Annotated in this window: 14 protein-coding genes, 2 rRNA genes and 1 pseudogene (1 of these 17 cut by a window edge); 5 read left to right on the top strand and 12 right to left on the bottom strand. The window is 58.5% G+C overall.

The features are described from left to right. The first annotated feature begins 12 nt into the window (after nt 1–12). Entirely contained in the window at nt 13–2,298 is a 2,286-nt protein-coding gene (locus GNX18_RS13100; RefSeq protein WP_138237150.1) for a nitric-oxide reductase large subunit, read from the top strand. A gap of 100 nt (nt 2,299–2,398) precedes the next feature. Here the strand turns inward: GNX18_RS13100 and yegQ are convergent, their stop codons facing one another. From yegQ to GNX18_RS13115, 3 genes are all read right to left on the bottom strand, one after another. After that, nucleotides 2,399–3,694, bottom strand: coding sequence for a tRNA 5-hydroxyuridine modification protein YegQ (gene yegQ / locus GNX18_RS13105; RefSeq protein ID WP_166218656.1), 1,296 nt, complete (start codon nt 3,692–3,694; stop codon nt 2,399–2,401). Continuing rightward, on the bottom strand, nt 3,691–4,866 hold the full coding sequence (locus GNX18_RS13110; RefSeq protein ID WP_138237152.1) for an NnrS family protein: 1,176 nt from the start codon (nt 4,864–4,866) through the stop codon (nt 3,691–3,693). Before GNX18_RS13110 ends, yegQ begins: the two co-directional genes overlap by 4 nt. Before the next feature lie 71 nt (nt 4,867–4,937). Further along, nucleotides 4,938–6,551 carry an MFS transporter gene (locus GNX18_RS13115; protein WP_138237153.1) on the bottom strand — a complete coding sequence of 538 codons (1,614 nt, stop codon included), beginning with the start codon at nt 6,549–6,551 and terminating at the stop codon, nt 4,938–4,940. A 334-nt stretch (nt 6,552–6,885) separates the two neighbouring features. Here GNX18_RS13115 and narL point away from each other — a divergent pair, with 334 nt between their 5' ends. The 3 genes from narL to GNX18_RS13130 all read left to right on the top strand — a co-directional run bounded on the left by narL (nt 6,886) and on the right by GNX18_RS13130 (nt 11,345). Beyond that, nucleotides 6,886–7,542: a two-component system response regulator NarL gene (gene narL / locus GNX18_RS13120; protein WP_138237154.1), complete on the top strand. Its 657-nt coding sequence runs from the start codon at nt 6,886–6,888 to the stop codon at nt 7,540–7,542. A 44-nt stretch (nt 7,543–7,586) separates the two neighbouring features. After that, entirely contained in the window at nt 7,587–8,825 is a 1,239-nt protein-coding gene (glp, locus tag GNX18_RS13125; protein WP_205827905.1) for a gephyrin-like molybdotransferase Glp, read from the top strand. A 267-nt stretch (nt 8,826–9,092) separates the two neighbouring features. Then, complete coding sequence (locus GNX18_RS13130; RefSeq protein ID WP_166218658.1) at nt 9,093–11,345, top strand: TonB-dependent receptor; 2,253 nt, start codon at nt 9,093–9,095, stop codon at nt 11,343–11,345. 157 nt (nt 11,346–11,502) lie between these two features. Here the strand turns inward: GNX18_RS13130 and GNX18_RS13135 are convergent, their stop codons facing one another. The 7 genes from GNX18_RS13135 to GNX18_RS13165 all read right to left on the bottom strand — a co-directional run bounded on the left by GNX18_RS13135 (nt 11,503) and on the right by GNX18_RS13165 (nt 21,396). Further along, on the bottom strand, nt 11,503–13,200 hold the full coding sequence (locus GNX18_RS13135) for an alkaline phosphatase (protein ID WP_205827907.1): 1,698 nt from the start codon (nt 13,198–13,200) through the stop codon (nt 11,503–11,505). Nucleotides 13,201–13,320: 120 nt separating this feature from the next. Then, a complete protein-coding gene (locus GNX18_RS13140) occupies nt 13,321–14,616 on the bottom strand; it encodes a dipeptidase (protein WP_166218660.1) in 1,296 nt (431 codons plus the stop codon). A gap of 15 nt (nt 14,617–14,631) precedes the next feature. Next, nucleotides 14,632–16,965: a TonB-dependent receptor gene (locus GNX18_RS13145; RefSeq protein WP_166218662.1), complete on the bottom strand. Its 2,334-nt coding sequence runs from the start codon at nt 16,963–16,965 to the stop codon at nt 14,632–14,634. Nucleotides 16,966–17,123: 158 nt separating this feature from the next. Next, nucleotides 17,124–18,026 carry an NAD(P)/FAD-dependent oxidoreductase gene (locus tag GNX18_RS13150; protein WP_166218664.1) on the bottom strand — a complete coding sequence of 301 codons (903 nt, stop codon included), beginning with the start codon at nt 18,024–18,026 and terminating at the stop codon, nt 17,124–17,126. Nucleotides 18,027–18,059: 33 nt separating this feature from the next. Then, nucleotides 18,060–18,509, bottom strand: coding sequence for an Rrf2 family transcriptional regulator (locus tag GNX18_RS13155; protein ID WP_166218666.1), 450 nt, complete (start codon nt 18,507–18,509; stop codon nt 18,060–18,062). A gap of 245 nt (nt 18,510–18,754) precedes the next feature. Continuing rightward, the gene (locus GNX18_RS13160; protein ID WP_138237160.1) at nt 18,755–19,453 is read right to left on the bottom strand and encodes a pirin family protein; all 699 of its coding nucleotides are present in this window, start codon (nt 19,451–19,453) and stop codon (nt 18,755–18,757) included. A gap of 164 nt (nt 19,454–19,617) precedes the next feature. Next, entirely contained in the window at nt 19,618–21,396 is a 1,779-nt protein-coding gene (locus GNX18_RS13165; RefSeq protein ID WP_166218668.1) for a DUF885 family protein, read from the bottom strand. A gap of 162 nt (nt 21,397–21,558) precedes the next feature. Here GNX18_RS13165 and GNX18_RS13170 point away from each other — a divergent pair. After that, nucleotides 21,559–22,375 (top strand): annotated as a pseudogene (locus GNX18_RS13170) (carbon-nitrogen hydrolase family protein). Between the two features lie 452 nt (nt 22,376–22,827). On the opposite strand, the gene rrf reads toward GNX18_RS13170, so the two are convergent. Together rrf and GNX18_RS13180 are read right to left on the bottom strand one after the other, a co-directional pair. Then, a 5S ribosomal RNA gene (gene rrf / locus GNX18_RS13175) occupies nt 22,828–22,943 on the bottom strand. 213 nt (nt 22,944–23,156) lie between these two features. After that, a 23S ribosomal RNA gene (locus GNX18_RS13180) occupies nt 23,157–24,792 on the bottom strand; it runs 1,247 nt beyond the window's last position.

Raw genomic sequence — 24,792 nt, forward strand, 5'->3', positions numbered from 1 at the left:
TAAGGGGAAATTATGAACAGGTACTACAAACTCTGGTGGACGCTGATTGCGGTACTGGGGGTCACTTTCGGGATCTTGGGGTATGTCGGCAAGGAGGTGTACCGGGTAGCGCCGCCGATTCCGCAGACGGTGGTCTCGGAAAACGGCGCACCACTGATGACAAAAGACAGCATCCTCGACGGCCAGACCGCGTGGCAGTCTGTGGGCGGCATGCAGCTCGGTTCGATCTGGGGACACGGCGCCTATCAGGCACCGGACTGGACGGCCGACTGGTTGCACCGGGAGCTGCTCGCATGGCTGGACCTGGCAGCACAGGATGAATACGGCAGGTCCTACCGCGAACTGGAGCCCGCACAGCAGAATGCGTTGCAGTACCAGCTCAAGCAGGCCTACCGCCACAACAGCTATGACGCGGCCAGCGATACTCTGGTATTGAGCGAGCGCCGGGTAAAAGCGATCGAGACCACGGCCGATTACTACCATCGTCTGTTTGGCAGCGCGCCGGAACTACAGCAGACCCGCAGCAGCTATGCGATGAAGGAGGATACGCTGCCGAGTGCGGAGCGCCGTGAGCGCCTGGGCGAGTTTTTCTTCTGGACCGCCTGGGCGGCCGCCACCGAGCGCACCCCCGGTGAGGCCACCTACACCAATAACTGGCCTCATGAGCCGCTGATCGACAACGTGCCCACGGCAGAAAACGTGGTCTGGTCCATTGTCAGTGTGGTGCTGTTGATCGCCGGGATCGGCGGGCTGGTGTGGGGCTGGGCCTTTATGCGCGGCGAGGATGAAATAGAACCGACCCCGCCACACAGAGATCCGCTCACCACTATCGCGCTGACACCCTCGCAGAAAGCGCTGGGCAAATATCTGTTTATCGTGGTGGCGCTGTTTACCCTGCAGGTCTTTCTCGGCGGTCTCACCGCCCACTACACGGTAGAGGGACAGGGGTTCTACGGCATTGAACTGTCCAAATGGTTCCCCTACAGCCTGGTGCGCACCTGGCATATTCAGGCGGCACTGTTCTGGATCGCCACCGGCTTCCTCGCCGCGGGTCTGTTTCTGGCGCCCATTATCAATGGAGGCCGGGATCCGAAATTCCAGAAGCTCGGTGTCAACATCCTGTTCTGGGCGCTGGTGACGGTGGTTGCAGGCTCCTTTATCGGCAACTATCTGGCCATCGCGCAGATCATGCCGGAGAACTGGAATTTCTGGCTCGGCCACCAGGGTTACGAGTATGTGGATCTCGGCCGCCTGTGGCAGATCGGCAAGTTCACCGGCATCGCCTTCTGGCTGGTGCTGATGTTGCGCGCGATCGTGCCGGCACTGCGCCAGCCCGGCGACAAGCACCTGCTGGTCCTGCTCACTGCCTCTGTCGCCGCCATCGGTCTGTTCTACGGCGCCGGCTTCTTCTATGGCGAGCGCACACATATTTCCATCATGGAGTACTGGCGCTGGTGGATCGTGCACCTGTGGGTAGAAGGCTTCTTTGAAGTGTTCGCCACTGCTGCACTGGCATTCATCTTCTGCAGTATGGGGCTGATATCCAAGCGCATAGCCACTATCGCCTCACTGGCTTCCGCCTCACTGTTTATGCTCGGCGGCGTACCCGGCACCTTCCACCACCTGTATTTCTCCGGCACCACCACACCTGTAATGGCGGTGGGCGCGACCTTCAGTGCGCTGGAAGTGGTGCCCCTGATCGTGCTCGGTTACGAGGCCTGGGAGCACTACCGCCTGCAACACCGCGTGGAGTGGATGCAGCGGTTGAAGTGGCCGCTCATGTTCTTCGTCGCCGTGGCCTTCTGGAACATGCTCGGAGCCGGCGTGCTGGGCTTCTCCATTAACCCGCCGATCTCGCTGTACTACGTGCAGGGGCTGAACACCACCGCCACCCACGCACACGCGGCGCTGTTCGGAGTCTACGGATTCCTCGCCCTCGGTTTTGTACTGCTGATACTGCGTTATATCCGCCCACATCTGGAATTCGGCGAACAGCTGATGAAAACCGCGTTCTGGTGGATGAATATAGGCCTCGGCATGATGCTGTTCACCAGCCTGTTGCCGGTGGGTATCATCCAGTTTGTTGCCAGCGCTTCAGAAGGTCTGTGGTATGCGCGCAGCGAAGGATTCATGCAGGGCGACCTGCTACAGACGCTGCGCTGGATACGTACCATCGGTGATGTGGTGTTTATCATCGGTGCACTGGCGGTAAGCTGGCAGGTGGTGAAAGGATTGCTCAATATCGGCGTCCAGCCGCCGGTAGTTTCAAACGACGTCCAAGCCTCTAATATCCTGTAAATACGGATTACCATCACAGCCCCGTGGAGACCCGGGGCTGTCACTCACAGGACTTGCTGCACCGATAGAATATCCGTGCAGCTTTTTTTTGCGTGATCGTTCAGGCGCTGTGGCGCATCAGCAGGGTGAAACCACTGCCTGATGTCGGCAATGCATGTGGCAGTGGCAGCCGTACCTGGTGGCCGGAACCGGGAGCGACAATCAGCGATTCGCCGCTGTGACTTTGCAGCTGCTGCAGGCGAAAGCGGTAATTGCCCGCGGGAGAAATCAGCTCCAGTTCATCCCCCAGTTCAAACCGGTTTTTAACCGCCACGGTTATCCAGCCGTCGCGCACCTCCAGCGCCTCCCCCACAAACTGTTGTCTGGGGTTAGTGGATACGCCCTTTTCGTAATTCTGGAATTCACCCGGCAGGTGACGGCGATAAAAGCCCTCCGTATAACCGCGGTTGGCCAGGTGCTCGAGGTCTTCCATCAGGGAAAAATCGAATGGCAGACCGGCGATGGCATCGTCGATAGCGCGACGGTAGACCTGCGCAGTGCGCGCTACGTAGTAGTGGGATTTGGTGCGGCCTTCAATTTTCAGCGAGTGAACCCCCATATCGACCAGGCGCTGTACATGTTGTACCGCACGCAGGTCTCTGGAATTCATGATGTAGGTACCGTGTGCATCCTCGTACACCGGAATCAGCTCTTCGGGGCGATTCTTTTCCTGCAACAGCACTGGGGCGGGATCGGTGTTGGGCGGCTGCGCGACGACGAGGTCGCCAGTCTCGGTCTCCCGCGCCGAGTGGGCGTTGTATTCCCAGCGGCAGGCATTGGTGCAGGCGCCCTGGTTTGCATCCCGGTGATTAATATAACCGGACAGCAGGCAGCGCCCGGAATAGGCCATGCACAATGCGCCGTGCACAAAGACTTCCAGCTCCATCTCCGGGCAGCGCATGCGGATCTCCTCAATCTCGTCGAGAGACAGCTCCCGCGACAGGATCACCCGCGTCAGCCCCTGGCGCTGCCAGAATTTTACCGTCGCCCAATTGACCGCGTTCGCCTGCACCGACAGGTGCACCGGCATGTCCGGCCAGCGCTCGCGCACCAGCAGGATCAGCCCGGGATCGGACATGATCAGCGCATCCGGGCCCATGGCGACCACCGGTTCCATGTCCCGCAGGTAGCTGCGCAGCTTGTCATTGTGCGGCGCCACGTTGCTGGCCACATAGATTTTCCTGCCCAGGGCGTGAGCCTCATCAATCGCCGCGGCGAGATTCTGCGGGCGGTTGAATTCGTTGTTTCGCACTCGCAGGCTGTAGCGCGGCTGCCCCACATACACCGCGTCGGCACCGTAGGCGAAGGCAAAACGCAGGCTTTTGAGGGTGCCGGCGGGGGAGAGAAGCTCCGTCATCCCGGTTGCCCATCGGTGCGCGGCGCCAGCAGCATGGGGCCGTAACGCCAAAGGAAGATGCCGTACCCCAGCAGCCACAGGGCGGTGGAAAGCCAGTAGGCCACCATTGCCGGCGCCAGCAGTACCCGCGCCAACACCGCCGCCAGCAACAGCACAAACGCCAGGGCGGTGGCGGATGGCGGTTGCATTGGCGAACGCCCGGTGTGCCCGAGGGTGACGCGACAGATCATCGACAGGATCACGCTACCAATGCCGCCCACCGCCATGGTGTGAATTGCAGCGCTCTCCAGCAGAAACATGTTGACCGGCAACAGCCCACACCAGGCGACGCCCAACAGCAGAAGCCCGCACACCAGTGACCAGTACCCGATATGCAGTGACCACAGCATCGGCTCGCGCCAGATCAATGCCACCCGCCAGCGCGCGCAGCGCAGTATCTGGATAAGCCCCAACACCAGTGCCGCGCACCCCGCCCAGGCTTTCGGCAACGACAGTGCCACCGCCAGTAGCAGGGCAATGCACAGGCCGTGGCCGGCGAATTCGAGCCACGTCCATTTGGCCCGCGCCGTTTCCCCAAAGCGGCGCGCAGTAAAAAACGGAATCACCCGGCCGCCGAACACCAACACCATGGAAGTCACCAGCAGCAGCGCCAGCACGGCCACCGAATGCGATTGCGTCTGCGCCAGTGCATGCCATGCGGACAGCCCGGCGAATGCGAGCAGCGCGGGGATCAGGAACAGATTGCGCCACTGGCGCACGGCGATCACCCGGCGCCCCACCGCCCAGGCGGCACCGGCAAAAAACGCCAGTTCCGCCGCCACTGGCAGCCACAGCGGCACCGCCCAGATCAGATACCCCAGCCTCGCCAGCAGCCAGCAACTGCTCAGGCCGACCAGCGCGCGCCCGCTTGGTGAACGCAATCCAGTCCAGGTCTGACTGGCGGTGCACACAAAACCCACCACCACCGCGCCGGCAAAACCGAACAGCATTTCATGTGCGTGCCACTGCGGGCTCACACGCAAAACGGCGCTACCCTGTCCCAACAGGGTCAGCAGCCAGAGCGCCAGCGCCACACAGCTCCATATCGCGGCCCCAAGAAACAGCGGCCGAAACGGCATGCGCCACAACGGGTCGAGCGCATTCTCCTTCGCCTTGTCGGTGATCTGTAACATCGAACCAGCTCTCCGGAAAAATAAAAAAGGGGGAGATTCCTCTCCCCAAAGACGACACCGTTTAAAACGAGTCAGGGATTGTAGAATTCTCCGTTTTTACGCAGGTAGAACCCCTGGTTCAGTACAATGCACGCTGCGTAAAAAACCGCAAAACCGATCAGCGCGTACTCCGGGGTGGTGGCAGCAATCTGCTCACCCAGCACCTGCGGAATATAGAAAGCGCCATAGGCGGCCACCGCGGAAGTCCACCCCAGCACCGGGCCCGCCTGTTCTTTCGGGAACACCATGGCGATGGTGCGGAAGGTGGAACCATTGCCAATTCCGGTCGCTGCGAACAACAGCAGGAACACCAGGAAAAAAGGCACAAAATATTCTTCCGGGGTCGCCGAAGCGTAGGCCGCCTTCATGTAATAGGCCGCGGCCAGCGCGCACAGGGTTATCACCACCGCGCACACCTGAGTCACCAGCGCACCGCCGAGACGGTCGGCAATCCAGCCACCCACCGGCCGTACCAGGGCGCCGATGAACGGCGCCATCCACGCGTACATCAGTGCACTGGGGCCGTTGGGGTTGGCGGTGTCGTGGGTCAACACGCCGTCGACCATTACGTGGCTGTATCCGAAGATTACCTTGATCGCGAGGGGAAAGGCCGCAGAGAAACCGATAAAACTGCCAAAAGTCATGGTGTAGATCACACTCATCACCCAGGTGTGTTTGTTGCGGAAAATACCGTACTGACGGTTGAGGCTGCTGCGGATTTCTCCCGGCAGCGCCTTCATGCCATACAGGGTGCCGAGTATCACCAGCACCAGCACCAGCTCCTTGGGAATACCCCAGCCCGATCCGTTGGCGCTTTCCGGCAGCAGCAGCCACAGTCCCAGCACTGCCATCACCAATCCGATCATCAGCATGCCGGTCATCCTGGCAAAACTGCCGAGTGAGCTGCCGATATCCGGCGACACCTCTTCGGTGCGGATGTTGTTCATGCCAAACCAGACCGCAGCGATCAACGGCAGCAACAACAGCAGCCACACGAACCCGGCGTTCTGAATCCAGGCCTCGGTGCCGGCGGGAATCTTGCCAATCAGGGTCCCCGAGCTGTTTACCAGCACCATCGGGTCACCACCGAGCGCGCCAAAGGCGCCAAAGGTCATGAACAGCGGCACGATGATCTGCATGGTGGTCACGCCAAAATTGCCGAGCCCCGCATTCAATCCCAGCGCCAATCCCTGTTTTTCCCGCGGGAAAAAGAAACTGATGTTAGACATGGACGAGGCAAAATTACCTCCGCCAAAACCACTCAGCAGTGCCAGCAACTGGAACATCCACAGCGGGGTGTGCGGATTCTGCAGCGCGAGCCCGGTGCCAAGCGCGGGGATAATCAACAGCGCGGTGGTAAACAGGATGGTGTTGCGCCCGCCGCACAGGCGAATAAAAAAACTGCTGGGAATTCGCAGGGTGGCACCAGTAAGACCCGCAATCGCTGTGAGGGAAAACAATTCCGCCTTGGCGATGGGAAATCCGAGATTGAGCATCTGCACCGTGATGATGCCCCAGTACAACCACACCGCAAATCCGCTCAACAGGCATGGAATGGAAATCCACAGATTGCGATTGGCGATCGTTTTTCCGCTGGATTGCCAGAAGTGGCGATCCTCCGGGGACCAGACATGAATATCGGACACTGTTGCGCCTCCTGGGTGGCAAACCGTTATAGATTCGACTTTGGCAGCTCGCCCCGCCGCGCTCAATTACCATCAGTAAGTACCTATTTTTCTCCCAGCATTTTTCCGCTCATGCACTTGCCGGGACGCCCGGCTTCCGCGCCATGCAAACCGCCCGGTCATGTCGCCCGATGCAAACAAAAGCACCGCCACTTACCCTGACGACACCACGGCGGCAACGGAATACCCCATTGGGGTTAGCTGCAATTTTGTGCCAACCGCTGTGATACCATGCACCCATCACTGATTCGCATACATCCGGTAGTCGACAGGGATCTGATACAGGGAAAAAGCCATGCCCTCAACTGCACGCGTAATGATGGTCGATGACCACCCCCTGTTTCGCAAAGGGCTGGTGCAGCTCATCAGCCTGGAACCGAAACTGGAACTGGTGGGCGAAGCCTGCAGCGGCGAAAGCGCACTGGCGCTGGTAGCAGAGTGCGACCCCGACATCATCCTGCTGGATCTCAACATGCGCGGCATGGACGGCCTCGACACCCTGCGCGCAATGCGCGCCGCCGACGTTACCGCACGCATCGTGATGCTCACGGTTTCCGACAACAACGCCGATGTGGTCGCCTGCATCCGCGCAGGGGCCGATGGCTACCTGCTGAAGGATATGGACCCGGAAGAAATCCTCGACCAGATCCTCGCCGCGACCCACGGCAAGCTCGCCATCAGCCAGCGCCTCACCGAAATTCTCGCCACCGCCCTGCGCAAACCCGACCGGACCGGTGCCGATCTGCTGTCCACACTTACCAGTCGCGAACTGGAAATCCTGCAGCTGATTGCCGACGGTCTCAGCAACAAACTGATCGCCCGCGAACTCGGCATCTCCGACGCCACCGTCAAGGTGCATGTAAAACACCTGTTGAAAAAACTGGGCATGCGCTCGCGTGTGGAAGCGGCGGTATGGATGGTGAATCAGAAGCGCAACCAGGGCGCCCACTGACAGCAATCGCTGCGACAACAATATGTTTCGCGAGGTAATCTTCCATGATGGACTGCTGTAGCCAGCCCGGACTGATGCCCATAGAGACGGCGCGCAGCCGCCTGCTTGCGGAAATCAAACCGGTAGCGGGAGTGGAGACTGTTTCGCTGAAAAATGCCGTCGGCAGGATTCTGGCCGTTGGTGTGCGCTCCGCCGTCGACCTGCCGCCCTGTGATAACTCGGCGATGGACGGCTACGCGCTGCATAGCACCGACCTGGATGCGCAGGCGCCGCTACGGCAGATCGGCAAATCGTTCGCCGGTGCGCCGTTTACCGGTGAAGTGTTGCCGGGAACCTGCGTGCGTATCATGACTGGCGCGGTGCTGCCCGCGGGTACCGATGCGGTAGTGATGCAGGAACATGTCAGCGCAGACGGCGATGACATTCATATTCACGGCGCGGTGCGCCGCGGTGCGCATATCCGCCGCCGCGGCGAGGACGTGTCCGCAGGCGAGATACTGCTCGGCGCAGGCGTGCGTATTTCAGTGCCGCATATTGCGCTGTTGGCCGCCGCCGGCATCGCTACGCTGAACGTGGTACGACGCCCCAAAATAGGCGTTTTCTCCAGCGGCGATGAACTCAGGCAGCCCGGAGATTCCCTTGGTAAGGGTGACATATACGACAGCAATCGCACCGCCCTATTGGCTGCGTTATCCGAACTGAAACTCGACATACTCGACCTGGGCATACTCCCGGATGATAAAAACGTTATCCGGGAAAAGCTCGCGCAGGCCGCCCGCGAGGCGGACGCCATCGTCACCTCGGGTGGCGTGTCCGTGGGCGAAGCGGATTACACCCGGGAAGTACTCGAGGAAATGGGAGAAATCGGATTCTGGAAGGTTGCCATGAAACCCGGGAAACCCTTTGCCTTTGGGCGACTGGCCGGTATCCCATTTTTTGGCCTGCCGGGAAATCCGGTATCAGCGCTGGTGACGTTCTACCAACTGGTGGTACCCGCGTTGGAAACGATGCAGGGGGGAAGCTGGTCCGGTGCGCCGACTCTGCGGGCGAAACTGCTCAAACCGGTGGAAAAAAAGCCGGGGCGAACCGACTTCCAGCGCGGTTTTTATTGCAACGATCCAACCACCGGTTTGTGCGTCGAGCCGATGGGTACACAGAGCAGCCACATTCTCTCCGGCTTGGCCGCCGCCAACTGCTTTATTGTGTTGGAGCAGGACAGCGGCTCAGTGGAAACCGGCGACCTGGTCACCATCGAACCCCTCCGCCCCCCACTTGGCGGTTAACGCAATCTCGCCCAGATTCCGAATCGCCGTATTTCGAACAGCCCCGGCCTTTTCGGTGCGCCACACATTGCGGCTTTGTGTCATCGCGGTAAATTCCCGGTTGTTTCGAGCGGCCCACTATAAAAGATCCAGCAGTATTTCTGGAGCCAGCCGCATCGCCTGCCCCGGCATCATTCGAGGGACTGTCACAGCCCGGTCACAAGGCCGTATCAATTCACCACTAACATCCGGCTTTTGGCACCACTCACGATAAAAGCTGGAGTTATCATGAACCATCCGTTGAAGGGATCATTCCCCCTGTCCATCCTGGCAACACTGGTTGCCGCAGCGGCACTGCCGCTGCAGGCACAAACCGCACCGGAAAATCTTGAAGAAGTGATCGTCACCGCGCAGAAGCGCGCGCAATCCATTGTGGATGTGCCCGTGACCATCAGCAGCCTGGACGGAGATACTCTGGAGGCACTGGGCATCGATCGCTTCGACACCCTGTCCGACATGGTACCGGGACTCGTGGTACAGCAGCAGAGCGTGAATAACAATGGTTATGTGATCCGCGGTATCACCTCCGATGACGGCAGTGCACCCGGTGCGGCGCGGGTATCGGTGTACCTGAACGGGACCGATGTATCCCGCTCGCGCGCCTCTTATTTCGAGGTGTACGACATGGAGCGCGTGGAGGTGGTGAAGGGCCCGCAGGCAACGCTGTTCGGCACCGCCGCCTCCATCGGTGCCATGAGCTTTATCACCGCCAAACCGCAGCAGGACTTTGCCTCTTCGCTGACCGTGGGCGCGGGTAATTATGATATGCGCAAGCTTGAGGGTATGGTCACCGGCGGCAATAAAATGCTGCAAGGCCGGCTGGCGTTCACCACCCGCGAGCGCGCGGGTTATGTTGAAAATACCAGTGGCGAAGCGGACTTGAACGGCTACGAGCGCGAGGCGTTCCGTCCGAGCCTGCGCATCACCCCCAGTGAAGACCTGACCATCGATCTGGTTTACAACTACGACAAGGCGACAGACCCCGGCACTGCCTTTGTCAGCCGCGAGCTGCTGTTTACCGACGACGCCGCGCTGAGTGTGCCCGACAACAACGTGCTGGGCATGAACGACGTGGGCGTGGACCGCACGGTAAAAGACTTCAATGCGACCGTGAGCTGGGATATCAACGACCAGTTGGTGCTCACCTATATCGGCGCACAGCGGGATTACGATTCCCTGGAAGCATTCGACGCGGATGGCACCGGGTTTGAAATGCTGAATTTTTCCGAGGACGCCAGCGGCGACCAGACCAGCCACGAACTGCGCCTGAATTTCAGCGGTGAGCGTATCAACGGTTTTGTCGGTGCCAGCTACTTTGAAGAGAGCGCCGACCAGTTTGTGGGCTTCGCCAGTGAAGAGGGCACCTTCCTCAGCTGCGCCGGTGCACTGGCCGCTGCCGACATCGCCAGTTGCAACACCGACGCCACCGCGCTGCTGACCGGCGGTGCCATTGCCGCGCTGCCCTATGAAAGCCACTTTGCCAACAGCGCCGACAACAGCAACCTCAGCCTGTTTGCGGATATCGCCTACCAGGTAACCCCAAATCTGGAAGCCACGGTGGGCGCGAGACTGGTTAAGGAAGAGCGCGAGTCCGGTTATTACAGTGCCCTGCCGAATTCCGCGATCCTGGCGTCCCAGGGTATCAACAGCGACCTCTTCTTCGGCTTGATCCCCAATACCGGCGGCGAGGCGCTCAGTGGCGATACCGACAACTCTGCCCTGTTGCCCCGCTTCAACCTGCTCTATGCCCTGAATGACAGCGTCAATGTATACGCGACCGTATCCCGCGGGGAGCGCTCAAAAGTCATCGATATGTCTTCCGGTACCGAAAGTATTCTGCCCTCCGAGGAAATTGACAATTATGAGCTGGGGATCAAGGGACGCTTGGCCAACTCACCACTGGACTATTCCCTGGCGGCTTTCTACCAGAACTACGAAAATTTCCAGGTCAACGTGATCGACCAGGACAGCGGACAGACCCGCACAGAAAACGCCGGCTCCGCCACCAACACAGGTCTTGAAGCCGAACTGCGCTGGTACCCGACGGAGCAATTGCAGCTGGTGGCCAACGCCGCCTGGATCGATGCGGGTATCGACAGCGACGCCGGCAATGGTACTTACGCGGGCAACCAGTTCCGTCTGCAGCCAGAGCTGACCGCCGCCGTGGGTTACGTATACGAAACTCCAATCAGTGGAGCGCTGTTGCTGACCAGCAGCGGCAACTGGAGTTACCGCTCGTCGGTGTACTTCGATATTGCCAACCAGTACGAAGAAGACGCGGTGGACCTGCTGAGCCTGCGCGCGGGCATCGCTGCCAGTGATCGCAACTGGGCGCTGACCCTGGCGGCTACCAATCTGCTGGATGAAGAGTACATCATGGATGCCGGGAATACCGGCGGCTCCTTCGGCTTTCCCACCTATATTGCGGGTGCGCCGCGAATGGTGAGTGTCGAGTTCAACAAACGCTTCGGCGCATTCTGAGCGGCACCTGCAAACAAGAATGCCCGCGCGGTAACGCGCGGGCATTCTTGCTGTAATGAATCCGCTTGTGCGCTGTAGGAGCTTGCTTGCAGGCGAACAGGAGATGCGACACAAACCTTCGCCTGCAAGCAGGCTCCTACAGCGCGCCCGTTTATTCCTAAGTATTTTGCAGCAGACTGTGATTAACCCTGTGGCTGCCTGCCTCCGCGAACTCGATGCTGTCGATATTGTCCACGTACTTCCACTCCGCCTCAATGCCATCGCGACGGAATGTAAGCGACATATAACCGCGCTGGTGCAAATTGCAGTATTGCAGGCCATCCACCAGTAGCGACATGCCATCGGCTAGTTCCCGCGCCGCCTGCTCGTCGAGTTTGAGATAGGTTTCCATCCCTGGCGAGGTCACACTGGGGGTAGCGAATTCCAACCCCACCATGTGCCCATCGCCGTCTTTTAGGTGGTTAAACCACGCGTTATGGGTATCCCCGGCCACCACCACGATGTTTTTGTTCAGCGCGCGCATGTGCCGGTACAGTTCTTCGCGCTCCGCGGCGTAACCGTCCCAGGCATCGAGATTGTATGGCACCTGCCGCTGCAGCCTTGCCAACTGCGCAGGAGTCAGGGATTCGCCGCGCAGGCTCGCGGCTTTGAGACGGATCAACTCCCCGGTGAGATTTTCATTTCCGCCCCGGTAAAAGCTGGTCATCAGTTCCACCGGCAGATGCATTTTCCCCATCAGGACCTGCTGGCCGAGCAATTGCCAGTGTGCGCCGGATTCGCTGAGAGTCTGCTGCAACCATTCGCGCTGGCTTTTTCCAAGCAGGGTGCGCGTCGGGCTGGCCATGTCCGCGGCAAACGTCTCGGCATCGAGATTGCCGCTTTCATCCAGGTAGGAGGAGAACTGCAGTTGCTGGTCGCGGCCAATCACCCGGGTATCCAGCATGTGCAGGTCGAGCAGGTCGCCGAAGCGGAAGCTGCGATAGATCTGCGGGTTGCGCTCTCCCATTGGTGGGCGGATCGGCAGCCACTCGTAATACGCCTGCACCGCGGCCGCGCGACGCGCAAAGAAATCGCCCTCTTCCGCACTGTGGTTTTCCGCCCCGCCTTTCCATGTGTCGTTGGTGATTTCGTGATCATCCCACACGACGATAAACGGTGCTGCCGCGTGCAGTGCCTGCAGGCCGGCGTCGGTGCGGTACAACGCGTAGCGCTTGCGGTAATCCGTGAGGCTGAGGATTTCCCCGTTGTTGTCTGCGGGAAGCGCGCGACCAATTTGCTCGGATTTCTCCGTTGCGTAACCACCCGCGCCGTATTCGTAGATGTAGTCTCCCAGATGCAACACTGCGTCCCAGTCGTCTGCCCGCGCGGCGAGCTGATAGGCATTGAAGTAACCGGCGGGATAATTGGAGCAGGAAAACACAGCGAGCTTGACCTGCTCCACGCCTTCCGCGGGGAGGGTTTTGGTGCGCCCAATCGGGCTCTGCGCACTGCCACCAATAAACCGGTAGTAGTAGCTGGTATCCGGCTCTAGACCGCGCACGTCGATCTTGGCGGTGTAGTCCCGCGCGAGATCGGTCTCCACACTACCACGGCGAACTATCCGTCTGAACTCCGCATCAGCAGCCAGTTCCCAGGTGATTTTCAATGGTCCGCTGGGATTGTTGTCCAGCGGCGTTGCCCGGGTCCACAGGATCACGGCGTCCTGCAACGGATCGCCGCTGGCTACGCCGTAATCGAAGGCGACCTCGGAGGGCAGTTGCGGCCGGGTCATGGCCTGCAATGGCGTGGATACGGCAACACTGCCGGTGGTGGCGAGTATGGCTTTGAGAAAACGGCGGCGAGCGGAGCTGGTCACGTTGGCGGTTCCCTTTCATGGAATTTGGTGCCTCACCGTAGCGCACTTTTGTGACAGAACGGGAACAGAAACGCGGCTTCTGTGCCGCGCCCATCAGTGCTTCTGGAATGCAGACCTGCGTTATGGATTTTGCAGGGACTGCGCCACCGCCGCCACCGCATCCATCACCCGCATCAGGTTACCACCCCACAGCGCCGCGATGTCCTCTTTGCTGTATCCGCGGGCGAGAAGTTCCTGCGTCACTGCCGGAGTTTCGGAAGCGTCGTTCCAGCCGGATACACCGCCGCCGCCGTCAAAATCCGAGCTGATGCCCACATGCTCGATACCGATTTTTTTCACCAGATAGTCGATGTGATCGACGAAGTCTTTGACATTTACCGGCGGTACCAGAGGGTCAACTTCCCTCTCAACCAAGGGTGCTACCTGGGTGCGCAGTTTCATAAAGCCATGTATATATTCGTGGCGGGCATCGTGGTCCAGCTTTTTGACTTCGTTCCAGTCGAGGATCTTGAAGCCGGTTTTTCCCGCCTCCCGGGCCATTACTTCCATGGCTTTTTCTTTCCACGCAGCGTCCTTGTTGCTGTCGAGATAGGAGGAAAATGCCACCGCCTGCACTACCCCTCCATTTTTTCTGATTGCCAGCAGCTCTTCGTCATCGAGGTTGCGGCTGACATCATTGAGCGCGCGTGCGGAAGAGTGCGACGCTATCACCGGTGCTTTGGTCAGACGCAGGGTTTCCATGTTTGCGGCTTTCGACGGGTGCGAAAGGTCGATAATGATACCCACCCGGTTCATTTCCTTTATCAGATCCCGTCCCAGATCGCTCAAACCACCATGCAACCACTCATCATTTTCCTCACCGGTGTTGGAGTCAGCGAACTGGCTGTGACCATTGTGTGCCAGCGACATATAACGTGCGCCGTGGTCGTAAAAGTTCTGTACCAGGCTCAGGTCGGTACCTAGTGGATAGGCGTTTTCCACACCAATCAGCGCCGCCAGTTTGCCTTCGGCATTCAGCGTCCGCACCTCATGAGAAGTGGTAGCGAAGCCGATTCTTCCGGGGGCAATTTCCTCGGTCAGGCGGTGCACCGCATCGAACTTGGCCAGCGCATTGTCCAGTGCTTTCGCATAGCCCGCGTCATTCAGTTCCCCCTGGCCGGTGTACACGCTAAACCAGATTGCATCCAGCCCGCCCTGCTCCGCCTTCTGCAGATCGACCTGGGTGCCAAGATCGCGAGTGTAATTGCGCGTGGCGGTAAAGTTGGCCACGTCGATGTCCACATGGGTATCCATGGTGAGCAGGCTGTCGTGCAGCTGCAACGTGTCCTGATCGACCTTCGTTTTACCAAGTACACCGCCGGCACTACCAGCGAGCACAGCACTGAGCGCCAGACTAAGCAGATTATTTTTGTACATCGTATTTACTTCCGATTAGAAATTGTAGGTAACGGTGGCCTGGAAAGTGCGCGGACTCAGTGGACGATAATAGGGAGATCCCGCATACACGAACGACAGTGCTTCAGTGTTGAATACGTTATCGAGGTTCATACGCAGACTGGTATTACTGAATCCGAATTCATCCCCAGTGATATCCACGTAGGCACTGGCCACGGTGTAGTCGTCCATCTCAAATTGCTGGGCATAATCCGCGTAGCGCGTGCCGGTATATTTCACAGAGAAGTTAGCCACCATCCACAGCGTGGGCTCCCATGTGATGCCACCGGTAAACAGCCATTCCGGGCTATCCGCCAGCAGGCTGCCCGCGGGGTTACTGCCAAATCCATCGGATAGCTCCGCGTGGTTGTAACTCAGGTTGGCGTTAAAGTAGAGCTGTTCCTCAAATATCGCTGGCATATACACGCCGGACAGCTCCATACCCCAGGCGGTGGTCTCACCCGCATTCACATAAAAGGACTCCGGTTCTCCAGTGGCGGGGTTCAGGATATTGCCGACCACCAGTCGATTGTCGAAAGTGGTGTAGTACGCAGATAGTGCGCCGTTGTATTGAGCGCGACTGGTGCGGAAACCGAACTCGATATTTTCCGCAGTCTCTCCCGCCGGTGCCGGTGCCTTAAAACTAGTGGCCACGGAGAAGATATCGTCTGCGCCTTTCGGCAGCGCGAAGCTCTCGGACCACGAAGCGAAGAACTGGTCGGTGTCATTCAGGTTGTACACGGCACCAATCATGGGCAGAAAACTGTCGGAATATTCCGCTGTGATCGATTGCGGACCGTACCCGGGGGCACCGTCTATCTCGTAGTCAGCGTAATCGCGGTAACCATCGAGACGGTAATCGATAGCCAGTGCTTTTGCGCCCACCTCAATGTTGAGGCGATCATCCAGCAGTGCGATGGTGTCCTTGAGATACAGCTGCACAGTTTCGCGTACGCTGGTGTAGTTGCGACGATAATACGCGACTTCATCCCAGATCACTGTGCCATCGGCACTGCCGCCGATCTTGTTGTAACGCAGCTGGGTGCGGTTGTAGGTTTCGTCTTCGTACCAGCCTCCAAAGCTGAGGGTGTGCTGGCCGAGGTACCAGTCGATACCGGTAACGAAACCCTGGCGCTCGCCACCCACACCGGAGTAACCGTATTGCACGCCGCGAGGATGAATCACGTCCAGCCCTGCGGCAGCCTGTTCCTGGTAGATGGACAGGGAATTGGTGTAACTGTCCGGGGATACACCGAAGCCATCCTTGTCTTCCAGATACCAGATGCTGTTGAGATATATATCCTGGCCGAGATCAGTGGACAGTGACAGGGAATAGAGTTTGTCCTTGCGTATGTTCACCCGGTCTTCGTAGTAGGAAGTACAGTTGCCACCGGTATTGACCGGGGTGAAGTCCTGATCGTCGATAGTGCCGTCGCCGTTGTAGTCGTACACGCCGGGTTGCGGGTTGATACAGCCTTCCGGCAATGCGCCTTCGTAGGCGTAATAGTAATCCGCATCGAACTGAGCTTCGGTACCGGAGGGCGAGTCGTAATCGTGGAAATCGTTGCTGACCAGCGCCGCCTGAATGTAGGTGTCTTCATCGAACTCGTAACGCGCCTTGCCCTCGATATGTTCGCGGTCGATGGTACCGGGGCCACGCCACAGGTCGCTGTCGGTTTTGGAACGGCTCAGGTAAGCGCTGAAACCGTTGATATCACCGGTGTCCAGCCGCAGGAAACTGCGCAGCAGATTGTCGTCACCGCCGGTCAGCGACACCACGCCGCCGGCCTCTTTGTCGGGTTCGGTGGTGCTGTAGGAGACAATGGGACCGAGGGAGGAGTAACTCGGCATGGAGACGTCGCCGGCACCTGGTGAGGCAAGTACCGATCCCAGGTTTTCATTGTCTACGTAGCGGAAAATCGGGCTGCCGCCAAAGGCGTCGGAGCGGCCCATGGGTACGCCGTCCAGCACAAAGCCAATTTGGGACAGGCTGAATGCGCGCACTTGCACCGAGTTGCCGAATTCATACAGACCAAGCGCACCGTCGGTTTGTACATTGAATCCAGGCAGGCTTTCCAGCATTTTCAGACCCGAAATGCCCGCCGGCGCAGACAGCAGTTCGTCGCGCGTCACGCCCACGGTCTGACTCACTTCATTTTCACCAATGGCCAGATCCGCCTGTGAAGTGCGCCGCGCTTGCACCACCACCTCCTCCATCTGCCCGGCCTCCGCCTTCGCCTCCTGCGCCACGGTCGGCAGCGCCCCCAGCGCACCACTCAGGGCCACTGCAGATATTGATACCGATACCGCCGGATGGATTCTTCGTGTCATTTCCCCGCCCTCTTTTGTGCTGTTGTGTAAAGAGGGCGTAGCAACATGCATGCCACGAAAAACAGGAAAGTGCGGCGTTTGCGTTCAGCCGCCCGCGCAGACAAGAGGAATTTTTTGCCCGACTCTCATTATTTTCTATCGTCAGGCGCCAACTGCCATCAGATATTCAGGCCTTCAAACATCAACGAGCGGTGCGCCGCGACCCCTGCCATGGCACCGTCTGCCATGGCAAAGGTGACATTGCCCGCGGCGCGCGCGGAATCACCACAGGCAAACACACCGGCTATGGATGTCGCCTGCATAGCGTCGGTCTGGATAACGGCGCCCATCGGTGTTTCCTCGAATGCGCAGCCGAGCTGGTCTGCCAGTGGGCGTGGGTGCCGAAGCTGTGTTGCAACAAACAGTCCAGACAGCTCGATGATGCGACCGTCCTGCAGGTTAACGGCGGCACGCCCGCCGGTAATTTTTTCAACCGGCGTTCGCTCCACCGTGACGTTGCGCTGGACCAGCTGACGCAACTGATCCGCGCTCGGCTCAAAGGCGCCATTGATAAAGAAAGTGGTGGGCCCCCAGTCCGGGAGTATCAACGCTTGGTGCATAGAAATTTCACCCACCGCGAGAACGCCAAGCGGTGCCTCGTCCAGTTCGTATCCGTGGCAGTAAGGACAGTGGAATACTGCTCTGCCCCAGCGCTCCCGCAGGCCAGGAATATTCGGGAGCTCATCACTGACGCCAGTGGCGAGTATCACACGCGATGCGTGGTAGACCTCCCCCTGCTGTGTCTGCAACTGAAAATCATCAGCGGTTTTTTCTATCGACTCCACCGTGGCTTCCACACAGGTGACGTTGGGATAACGCAACAACTGGGCGCGACCATCCGCAGCGATCTCCGCCGGTGGGCGACCGTCCTGACCGAGAATGCCATAGGCATGGGCCGCAAATCGGTTGCGCCGCTGCCCGGCATCCACCACCAGTACTTTGCGGCGACCGCGGGCCAATTGCAGGGCCGCGGTCATACCGGCATAGCTACCACCGATAACAGCGACATCAAATGGGGACATTGGAGCACCTCCAGTTACTGAAAGAGTTGGGAGTCAGGATGTATGGTCGGACCCGGTGCACACCTGCATCCGCTGATGGAAGTCGCGGCTTAGGGACGCCAGGGTGATCTCGCGGAATCGCGCGAGCAACAGCGCTTCCGCCGCGTTGAAGGCCTCCCCCATGGCGTTGTTCACCGCCTGCTCTACCAGGCAGCCCGGCGCTTCGGTGCGGTGCCCGAGGGCGAGTACCCCGGGAGAGCCAAGGGCGATGTGAATGTCGTACAGGGTGACGCTTTCCAGGTCTTTTGCCAGCCGCCAGCCGCCGCCGTGCCCCTTTTCCGAACGCACCAGTCCCTGATTGCGCAGGCCCGCCAGAATCCGCCGGATCACCACCGGGTTGGTCTGCATCATGTCCGCCAGTGACTCGGAAGTTGCCGGCCCGTCGATCTCGGCCATATGCAGGAGCACGTGCAATACGCCGGATAGTCTGCTGTCTCTTTTCATGTAACTTACAATATTACATGAATTGACACTGCGCAATACCGTACTGCGCCAACCGCGAAAAAGACGCGACGGCCGGAGAGTCACGAATGATCCGGGCAGGTCTGGGAGCCGGGTAGGCCGGGAGTAGGTGGGCGCCCGCGGTCAGAGCGTATCAGCCAGTAGCGCCGCGCCCGAGAATGGCATCAGGGTGGCGCCGAGGAGTGGGAGCCCCCAGAACAGGGGGCTGCCGTTGAGCAACTCGATGGTCAGCTATCGCCCCGTGGCAGATCGAACCAGAGTGCCGTCACGCCGCCCGCGCCAGCTTCCAGTGACAGCGGCTCATCCAGTGTTCCGAGGCCGTCACCGGCGCTGAGGTGGTTGCCATTTGCCTCCACATCCCCCTCAAGCAGGTGTAAATAACCCACGCCTTTTTCCGCACTGAGGGCAAAGCTTGCCCCAGCGGGCAACTGAAGACGGTGCATGCTCGCCTCCTGGTGAACCGTTAGCGAGCCATCGCGACCATCCGGTGTGACCAGCGGGGTGAGCGGTCCACGTTGCGGAATCGCTTTCTGCTCATAGCCCGGTTCCAGACCGCGTTGGTTTGGAATAATCCAGATTTGCAAAAACTTCAGCGGGTCGGTCTTTGAGTCGTTGTACTCCGAGTGGGTCACCCCGGTACCTGCGGTCATACGCTGCACGTCACCCGCCGGAACGACAAACTGATTGCCCATGCTGTCTTTGTGGGCAATAGCGCCGGACAGCACGTAGGAAATGATTTCCATATCCCGGTGCCCGTGGGTACCGAACCCCGCACCCGGTGCGACCGTATCGTCATTGATCACCCGCAGGGCGGAAAACCCCATATGTTTCGGATCGTGGTAATGGCCGAAGGAAAAGCTGTGGCGGGATTCCAGCCAGCCAAAGTCTGCTTTGCCGCGCTCGTCGGCACGCCGTAAATAAAGCATTCTGCCCTCCTCACTTGTGGTGGATTGGCGCCACTATACGAGCGGGCGGAGCCGGGAAAAATCGCATTATTCTGGATATATCGTTCGATTTCGGGATTGGGATTCCCGCTGCCGGGTAGCAAACGCAAATTAGGCCCCGTTACCATTGCCGGGGCCCTCTGCCGTTAACTTTTGCTTTTCGCGATGAACCGCTCCATCTGCACTTCCAGCATTTCCATCGGTAGCGCACCGTTGGCAAGTACCGCGTCGTGGAAAGCCCGGATATCAAACTGCTCACCCATTTCCTTTTCCGCGGCTGCCCGCAGTTCGCGAATTTTGATTTCACCCATTTTGTAGGACAGTGCCTGGCCCGGCCATGAGATGTAGCGGTCGACTTCCGCGCGCACGTTCGCTTTGGACAGGGATGTATTATCAGCGAGGAAATCCAACGCCTGTTGGCGGCTCCAACCCTGGGAGTGAATACCGGTATCGATCACCAGGCGTGCAGCGCGCCACATTTCGTAACTGAGCCTGCCGAACTGCTGATAGGCATTTTCGTAAACCCCCATTTCCACGCCGAGACGCTCGCTATACAGGGCCCAGCCCTCGCCAAAGGCGCTCAGGTACAGGTTGCGCCGGAAGTCCGGTACATGCCCCAACTCCTGTGACAATGCGCCCTGCAAGTGGTGGCCCGGAACGGCTTCGTGCAGGGTCAGAGCTACCAGTTCGTATAGCGGGCGCTGGTCGAGAGCGTAGGTATTCACCCAGTAAGCACCACCGCGGGTACCACCGATGGCAGCGGGATTGTAAGACGCCGTGGTGTAGTTTGGGGCGATTTCATCGGGTACCGGCACCACTCCGTACGGAAGGCGCGGCAGCTTGCCAAAAAACTCCGGCAGGCGGTAATCGATCCGCTTGGCGATATACGAGGCCTCACTCAAAAGCTCCCGGGGGGACTTCGCATAAAACTGGGGATCGGTGCGCAGAAACTCGGTAAATTCCTCGAAACCGCCGTCGAACTCGCCCTCTTTATTCAAGCGGGCTATCAGCGCGTCCATCTCTCCGCGAATTCGCTTCACTTCCGCGAGCCCGATGCGATGAATTTCTGACGGGTCCATATCCATCGTCACATAGGTGCGGATTGCATGGCGGTAGTAGTCCTTGCCGCCGGGCAGATCTTCCGCAGCGAGTGAATCGGTGGCCGCATCCATATAATCGCCTTCGAGGAAGGTCGCAACACGATCAAAGGCAGGAACCGCGTAGTTGGCAATGGCTTCTTTACCCTGCTTCTGCAGACGCGTTTTATCTTTCGCGGAAAATGTTTCCGGCAAATTTCTGAAGGGCTCGTAGAGGCTGCTTTTGGCCGGATCATCGTATACCTGAGCGCGTACCGTAGGCGCTATACCCTCAACAACGATCTTTGGCAGCACAAATCCATCTTTTATACCTACGCGCATATTAGCCAGATTCTCATCAAAGTACCGGCCAAAGTCCCGTATGCGCTTTATATAGTCTTCGTAGTCAGTAACCTGCGACATAGTGAGGCCGTTGCTGGCATCCAGTGCAGCATTCCAGAAGCTGTAGAAGGTATTGACCGGGATGCGGTCCAGGTACAACTCGTTCGCCTCTATGGAGTTTTTCAGCACCCAAATCAGCAGATCCCGGTTGACCCGCTCAGACGCGTTCAGCGCATTAGCGTCGATTTGCTGCAGGCGGTCGACAAACTGCCGCTCCGCGTGCAAGCGGCGGGCACGGTCCTTTCCCGACACTCCAGGCAAGCGGTCAGCATAACCCTCCTGCCCCATGCGACTGGCGGTGATGGGGTCCTCGCGCAGGCTGTATCGCCAGTGATCGTCGATCACTGCTTGTAACTGCTGGGCGGCGGTAGCGGCCTGCGCTGCTGGTATCAGCTGCCAACCTGCGACTATGATCAGGAAAAGAGTACGGGCGAACCTCGGTATCATTGAGCATTCCCTCAGTGAATATTCGGTAGTTTGGATACGCGGTGAACCATAGCACGACAGCGGAGACTCCTGCCTGCAAGTAACCCTCCGCCTCGCGGCTTCTACCGCAAAAATATTGAATGGAGTCAGATCGTGAAAGATGTTTGTGTCGGTGCAATACAAATGGTCAGCGGTGATAACGTTTCTGCCAACCTCGCGCGCGCATACGAACTACTCATGCAAGCGGCAGATCATGGCGCGCAACTGGTACTACTGCCGGAAAACTTTGCGCACCTCGCAGACGCAGGCAGCTTTTCCGCGGCCGAGCCATTTGCCCGCGGTGCGGCCAGCCCGGAGCGGCATCCCGTGCAATTCGCCCTGGAACGCTGGTCCCGCGAACTGGGCCTCTGGATCGCCGCCGGTGCCGTTTCCCTGTTGCAGCGCGTCGATGGCACCGAGGTACCCGGAAAGCGCAGCCGCTCCGCTTTTTTACTCTATGACGACTGTGGCGAATGCCGCGCGCGCTACGACAAAATGCATTTGTTCGATGTACAGGTCGCCGATGCGGCCGGTCGTTATACAGAGTCAGCGAGTATTGAACCTGGCAATACCCCAGTGTGTGCCGCTACGCCATGGGCAATCTTGGGACTCAGCATCTGCTTCGACCTGCGCTTTCCCGAACTCTACCGGCAATTGGCAGCGACCGGAGCCGAATTGTTCATGGTCCCCGCCGCCTTCACCCACACCACCGGAGAGGCGCACTGGATGACCTTACTGCGCGCGCGCGATTGAAAACGGCTGCTTCATCATCGCAGCGGCGCAAGGAGGGCAACACTCTCCCAAACGCCGCACTTGGGGGCATTCTGCGATCATAGATCCGTGGGGAGAAATTCTTGCAGAAATGGGAGAGGGAGAAGGTGTAATCACCACGGTGCTGAAGGCGGACAAGCTCAACACGATACGCAGGAACATGCCTTTACTTTCCATGCGCCGTCTGTGAATTACCCCTGTGGATTACAGAGTTTCCCACAGAATTCATGGATATAGCTGGGGATAAGTTTGGGATATTGAGGCTGAAGCCCGTGGTTGCTGGGGTTGGGGAGGCGTTTAAAAAAGCGTCGGTGGTGGATTTGGGTGGTTTTCGGGGTGATCTGAGGAGTGCTCGGGGTGATGGTGTTTTGATTCGGGGGAAGTAGGTGTTTGTGCGTTGGCGGTCAGGGCCTTTTTGGTTTTGATCCGGGCCTGTGCTGGCGGGGAGAGCGATGACCTACAGTGGGTGGCGAGCGGTGCGACGCCCTGCGGGCGCCCCAAGCCCGCACCTTTGGTGCTGCCGGGGTCGCGCACGACCTTTCATATGGCAGCGCGGTGCGCTGCGAGGTCGTGGGAGGAGTTCATCGTATCCAAAATAAAAAAAGGGCCACCCGTTTGGGTGGCCCTTTCTTTTATTTAGAAGCCTGACGATGACCTACTCTCACATGGGGAAACCCCACACTACCATCGGCGATGTTGCGTTTCACTTCTGAGTTCGGCAAGGGATCAGGTGGTTCCACAACTCTATGGTCGTCAGGCAAACTGGCTTGGGTTGGTGCTGGTCTTACGGGCTGTGCCCTGCGCTACCGTTTGATTGTCTGTCTGCCTTCGCTGTATTCAGCGATAACAATCAACCCAAATAAGTCGGCGAAACATTCTGTAGTAATACACCGCAAGTCGATCTCTTGCGAGTAGCTTGCGCGTCTCTCGGTTGCTTTCACAATCCGTTCGTTAGTAACCATCTCTGTTGTATGGTCAAGCCGCACGGGCAATTAGTACTGGTTAGCTCAACGCCTCACAACGCTTCCACACCCAGCCTATCAACGTGGTAGTCTTCCACGGCCCTTTAGGAGACTCGAAGTCTCAGGGAGATCTCATCTTGAAGGAGGCTTCCCGCTTAGATGCTTTCAGCGGTTATCCCGTCCGAACATAGCTACCCGGCAATGCCACTGGCGTGACAACCGGAACACCAGAGGTTCGTTCACTCCGGTCCTCTCGTACTAGGAGCAACTCTTCTCAAATCTCCAACGCCCACGGCAGATAGGGACCGAACTGTCTCACGACGTTCTAAACCCAGCTCGCGTACCACTTTAAATGGCGAACAGCCATACCCTTGGGACCGGCTTCAGCCCCAGGATGTGATGAGCCGACATCGAGGTGCCAAACACCGCCGTCGATGTGAACTCTTGGGCGGTATCAGCCTGTTATCCCCGGAGTACCTTTTATCCGTTGAGCGATGGCCCTTCCATACAGAACCACCGGATCACTATGACCTACTTTCGTACCTGCTCGACATGTCTGTCTCGCAGTCAAGCGCACTTATACCATTATGCTCATTGCATGATTTCCGACCATGCTGAGTGCACCTTCGTACTCCTCCGTTACTCTTTGGGAGGAGACCGCCCCAGTCAAACTACCCACCATACACTGTCCTCGATCCGGATTACGGACCAGAGTTAGAACCTCAAACATACCAGGGTGGTATTTCAAGGATGGCTCCACAAGAACTGGCGTTCCTGCTTCAAAGCCTCCCACCTATCCTACACAAGTAGGCTCAAAGTTCAGTGCAAAGCTATAGTAAAGGTTCACGGGGTCTTTCCGTCTAGCCGCGGGTACACTGCATCTTAACAGCGATTTCAATTTCACTGAGTCTCTGGTGGAGACAGCGTGGCCATCGTTACGCCATTCGTGCAGGTCGGAACTTACCCGACAAGGAATTTCGCTACCTTAGGACCGTTATAGTTACGGCCGCCGTTTACCGGGGCTTCGATCAAGAGCTTCGCTTGCGCTAACCCCATCAATTAACCTTCCGGCACCGGGCAGGCGTCACACCCTATACGTCCACTTACGTGTTTGCAGAGTGCTATGTTTTTAATAAACAGTCGCAGCCACCTGGTCACTTCGACCGGCCTCAGCTTAGGGAGCAAGTCCCATCACCAAAACCGGCGTACCTTCTCCCGAAGTTACGGTACCATTTTGCCTAGTTCCTTCACCAGAGTTCTCTCAAGCGCCTTGGTATTCTCTACCTGACCACCTGTGTCGGTTTAGAGTACGGTTCGCAATTGCCTGAAGCTTAGAAGTTTTTCCTGGAAGCAGGGCATCAACCACTTCGTCTCTAAAAGAGACTCGTCATCAGTTCTCAGCCTTAGGGGACCGGATTTGCCTAATCCCCCAGCCTACGACCTTAAACATGGACAACCAATCGCCATGCTGGCCTAGCCTTCTCCGTCACTCCATCGCAGCAATTGCAAGTACAGGAATATTAACCTGTTTCCCATCGACTACGGCTTTCGCCCTCGCCTTAGGGGCCGACTAACCCTGTCCCGATTAGCGTTGGACAGGAACCCTTGGTCTTCCGGCGGGGAGGTTTTTCACCCCCCTTGTCGT

It is taken from the genome of Microbulbifer sp. SH-1 (assembly GCF_011326135.1).
In the GTDB taxonomy this organism is placed as follows: domain Bacteria; phylum Pseudomonadota; class Gammaproteobacteria; order Pseudomonadales; family Cellvibrionaceae; genus Microbulbifer; species Microbulbifer harenosus.

Excerpts from the sequence above, each read along its gene's own strand:
- GNX18_RS13100 (WP_138237150.1), top strand. The coding sequence starts at position 13 with ATGAACAGGTACTACAAACTCTGGTGGACGCTGATTGCGGTACTGGGG.
- yegQ (WP_166218656.1), bottom strand. The coding sequence starts at position 3,694 with ATGACGGAGCTTCTCTCCCCCGCCGGCACCCTCAAAAGCCTGCGTTTT.
- GNX18_RS13110 (WP_138237152.1), bottom strand. The coding sequence starts at position 4,866 with ATGTTACAGATCACCGACAAGGCGAAGGAGAATGCGCTCGACCCGTTG.
- narL (WP_138237154.1), top strand. The coding sequence starts at position 6,886 with ATGCCCTCAACTGCACGCGTAATGATGGTCGATGACCACCCCCTGTTT.
- glp (WP_205827905.1), top strand. The coding sequence starts at position 7,587 with ATGATGGACTGCTGTAGCCAGCCCGGACTGATGCCCATAGAGACGGCG.
- GNX18_RS13130 (WP_166218658.1), top strand. The coding sequence starts at position 9,093 with ATGAACCATCCGTTGAAGGGATCATTCCCCCTGTCCATCCTGGCAACA.
- GNX18_RS13140 (WP_166218660.1), bottom strand. The coding sequence starts at position 14,616 with ATGTACAAAAATAATCTGCTTAGTCTGGCGCTCAGTGCTGTGCTCGCT.
- GNX18_RS13145 (WP_166218662.1), bottom strand. The coding sequence starts at position 16,965 with ATGACACGAAGAATCCATCCGGCGGTATCGGTATCAATATCTGCAGTG.
- GNX18_RS13150 (WP_166218664.1), bottom strand. The coding sequence starts at position 18,026 with ATGTCCCCATTTGATGTCGCTGTTATCGGTGGTAGCTATGCCGGTATG.
- GNX18_RS13155 (WP_166218666.1), bottom strand. The coding sequence starts at position 18,509 with ATGAAAAGAGACAGCAGACTATCCGGCGTATTGCACGTGCTCCTGCAT.
- GNX18_RS13160 (WP_138237160.1), bottom strand. The coding sequence starts at position 19,453 with ATGCTTTATTTACGGCGTGCCGACGAGCGCGGCAAAGCAGACTTTGGC.
- GNX18_RS13165 (WP_166218668.1), bottom strand. The coding sequence starts at position 21,396 with ATGATACCGAGGTTCGCCCGTACTCTTTTCCTGATCATAGTCGCAGGT.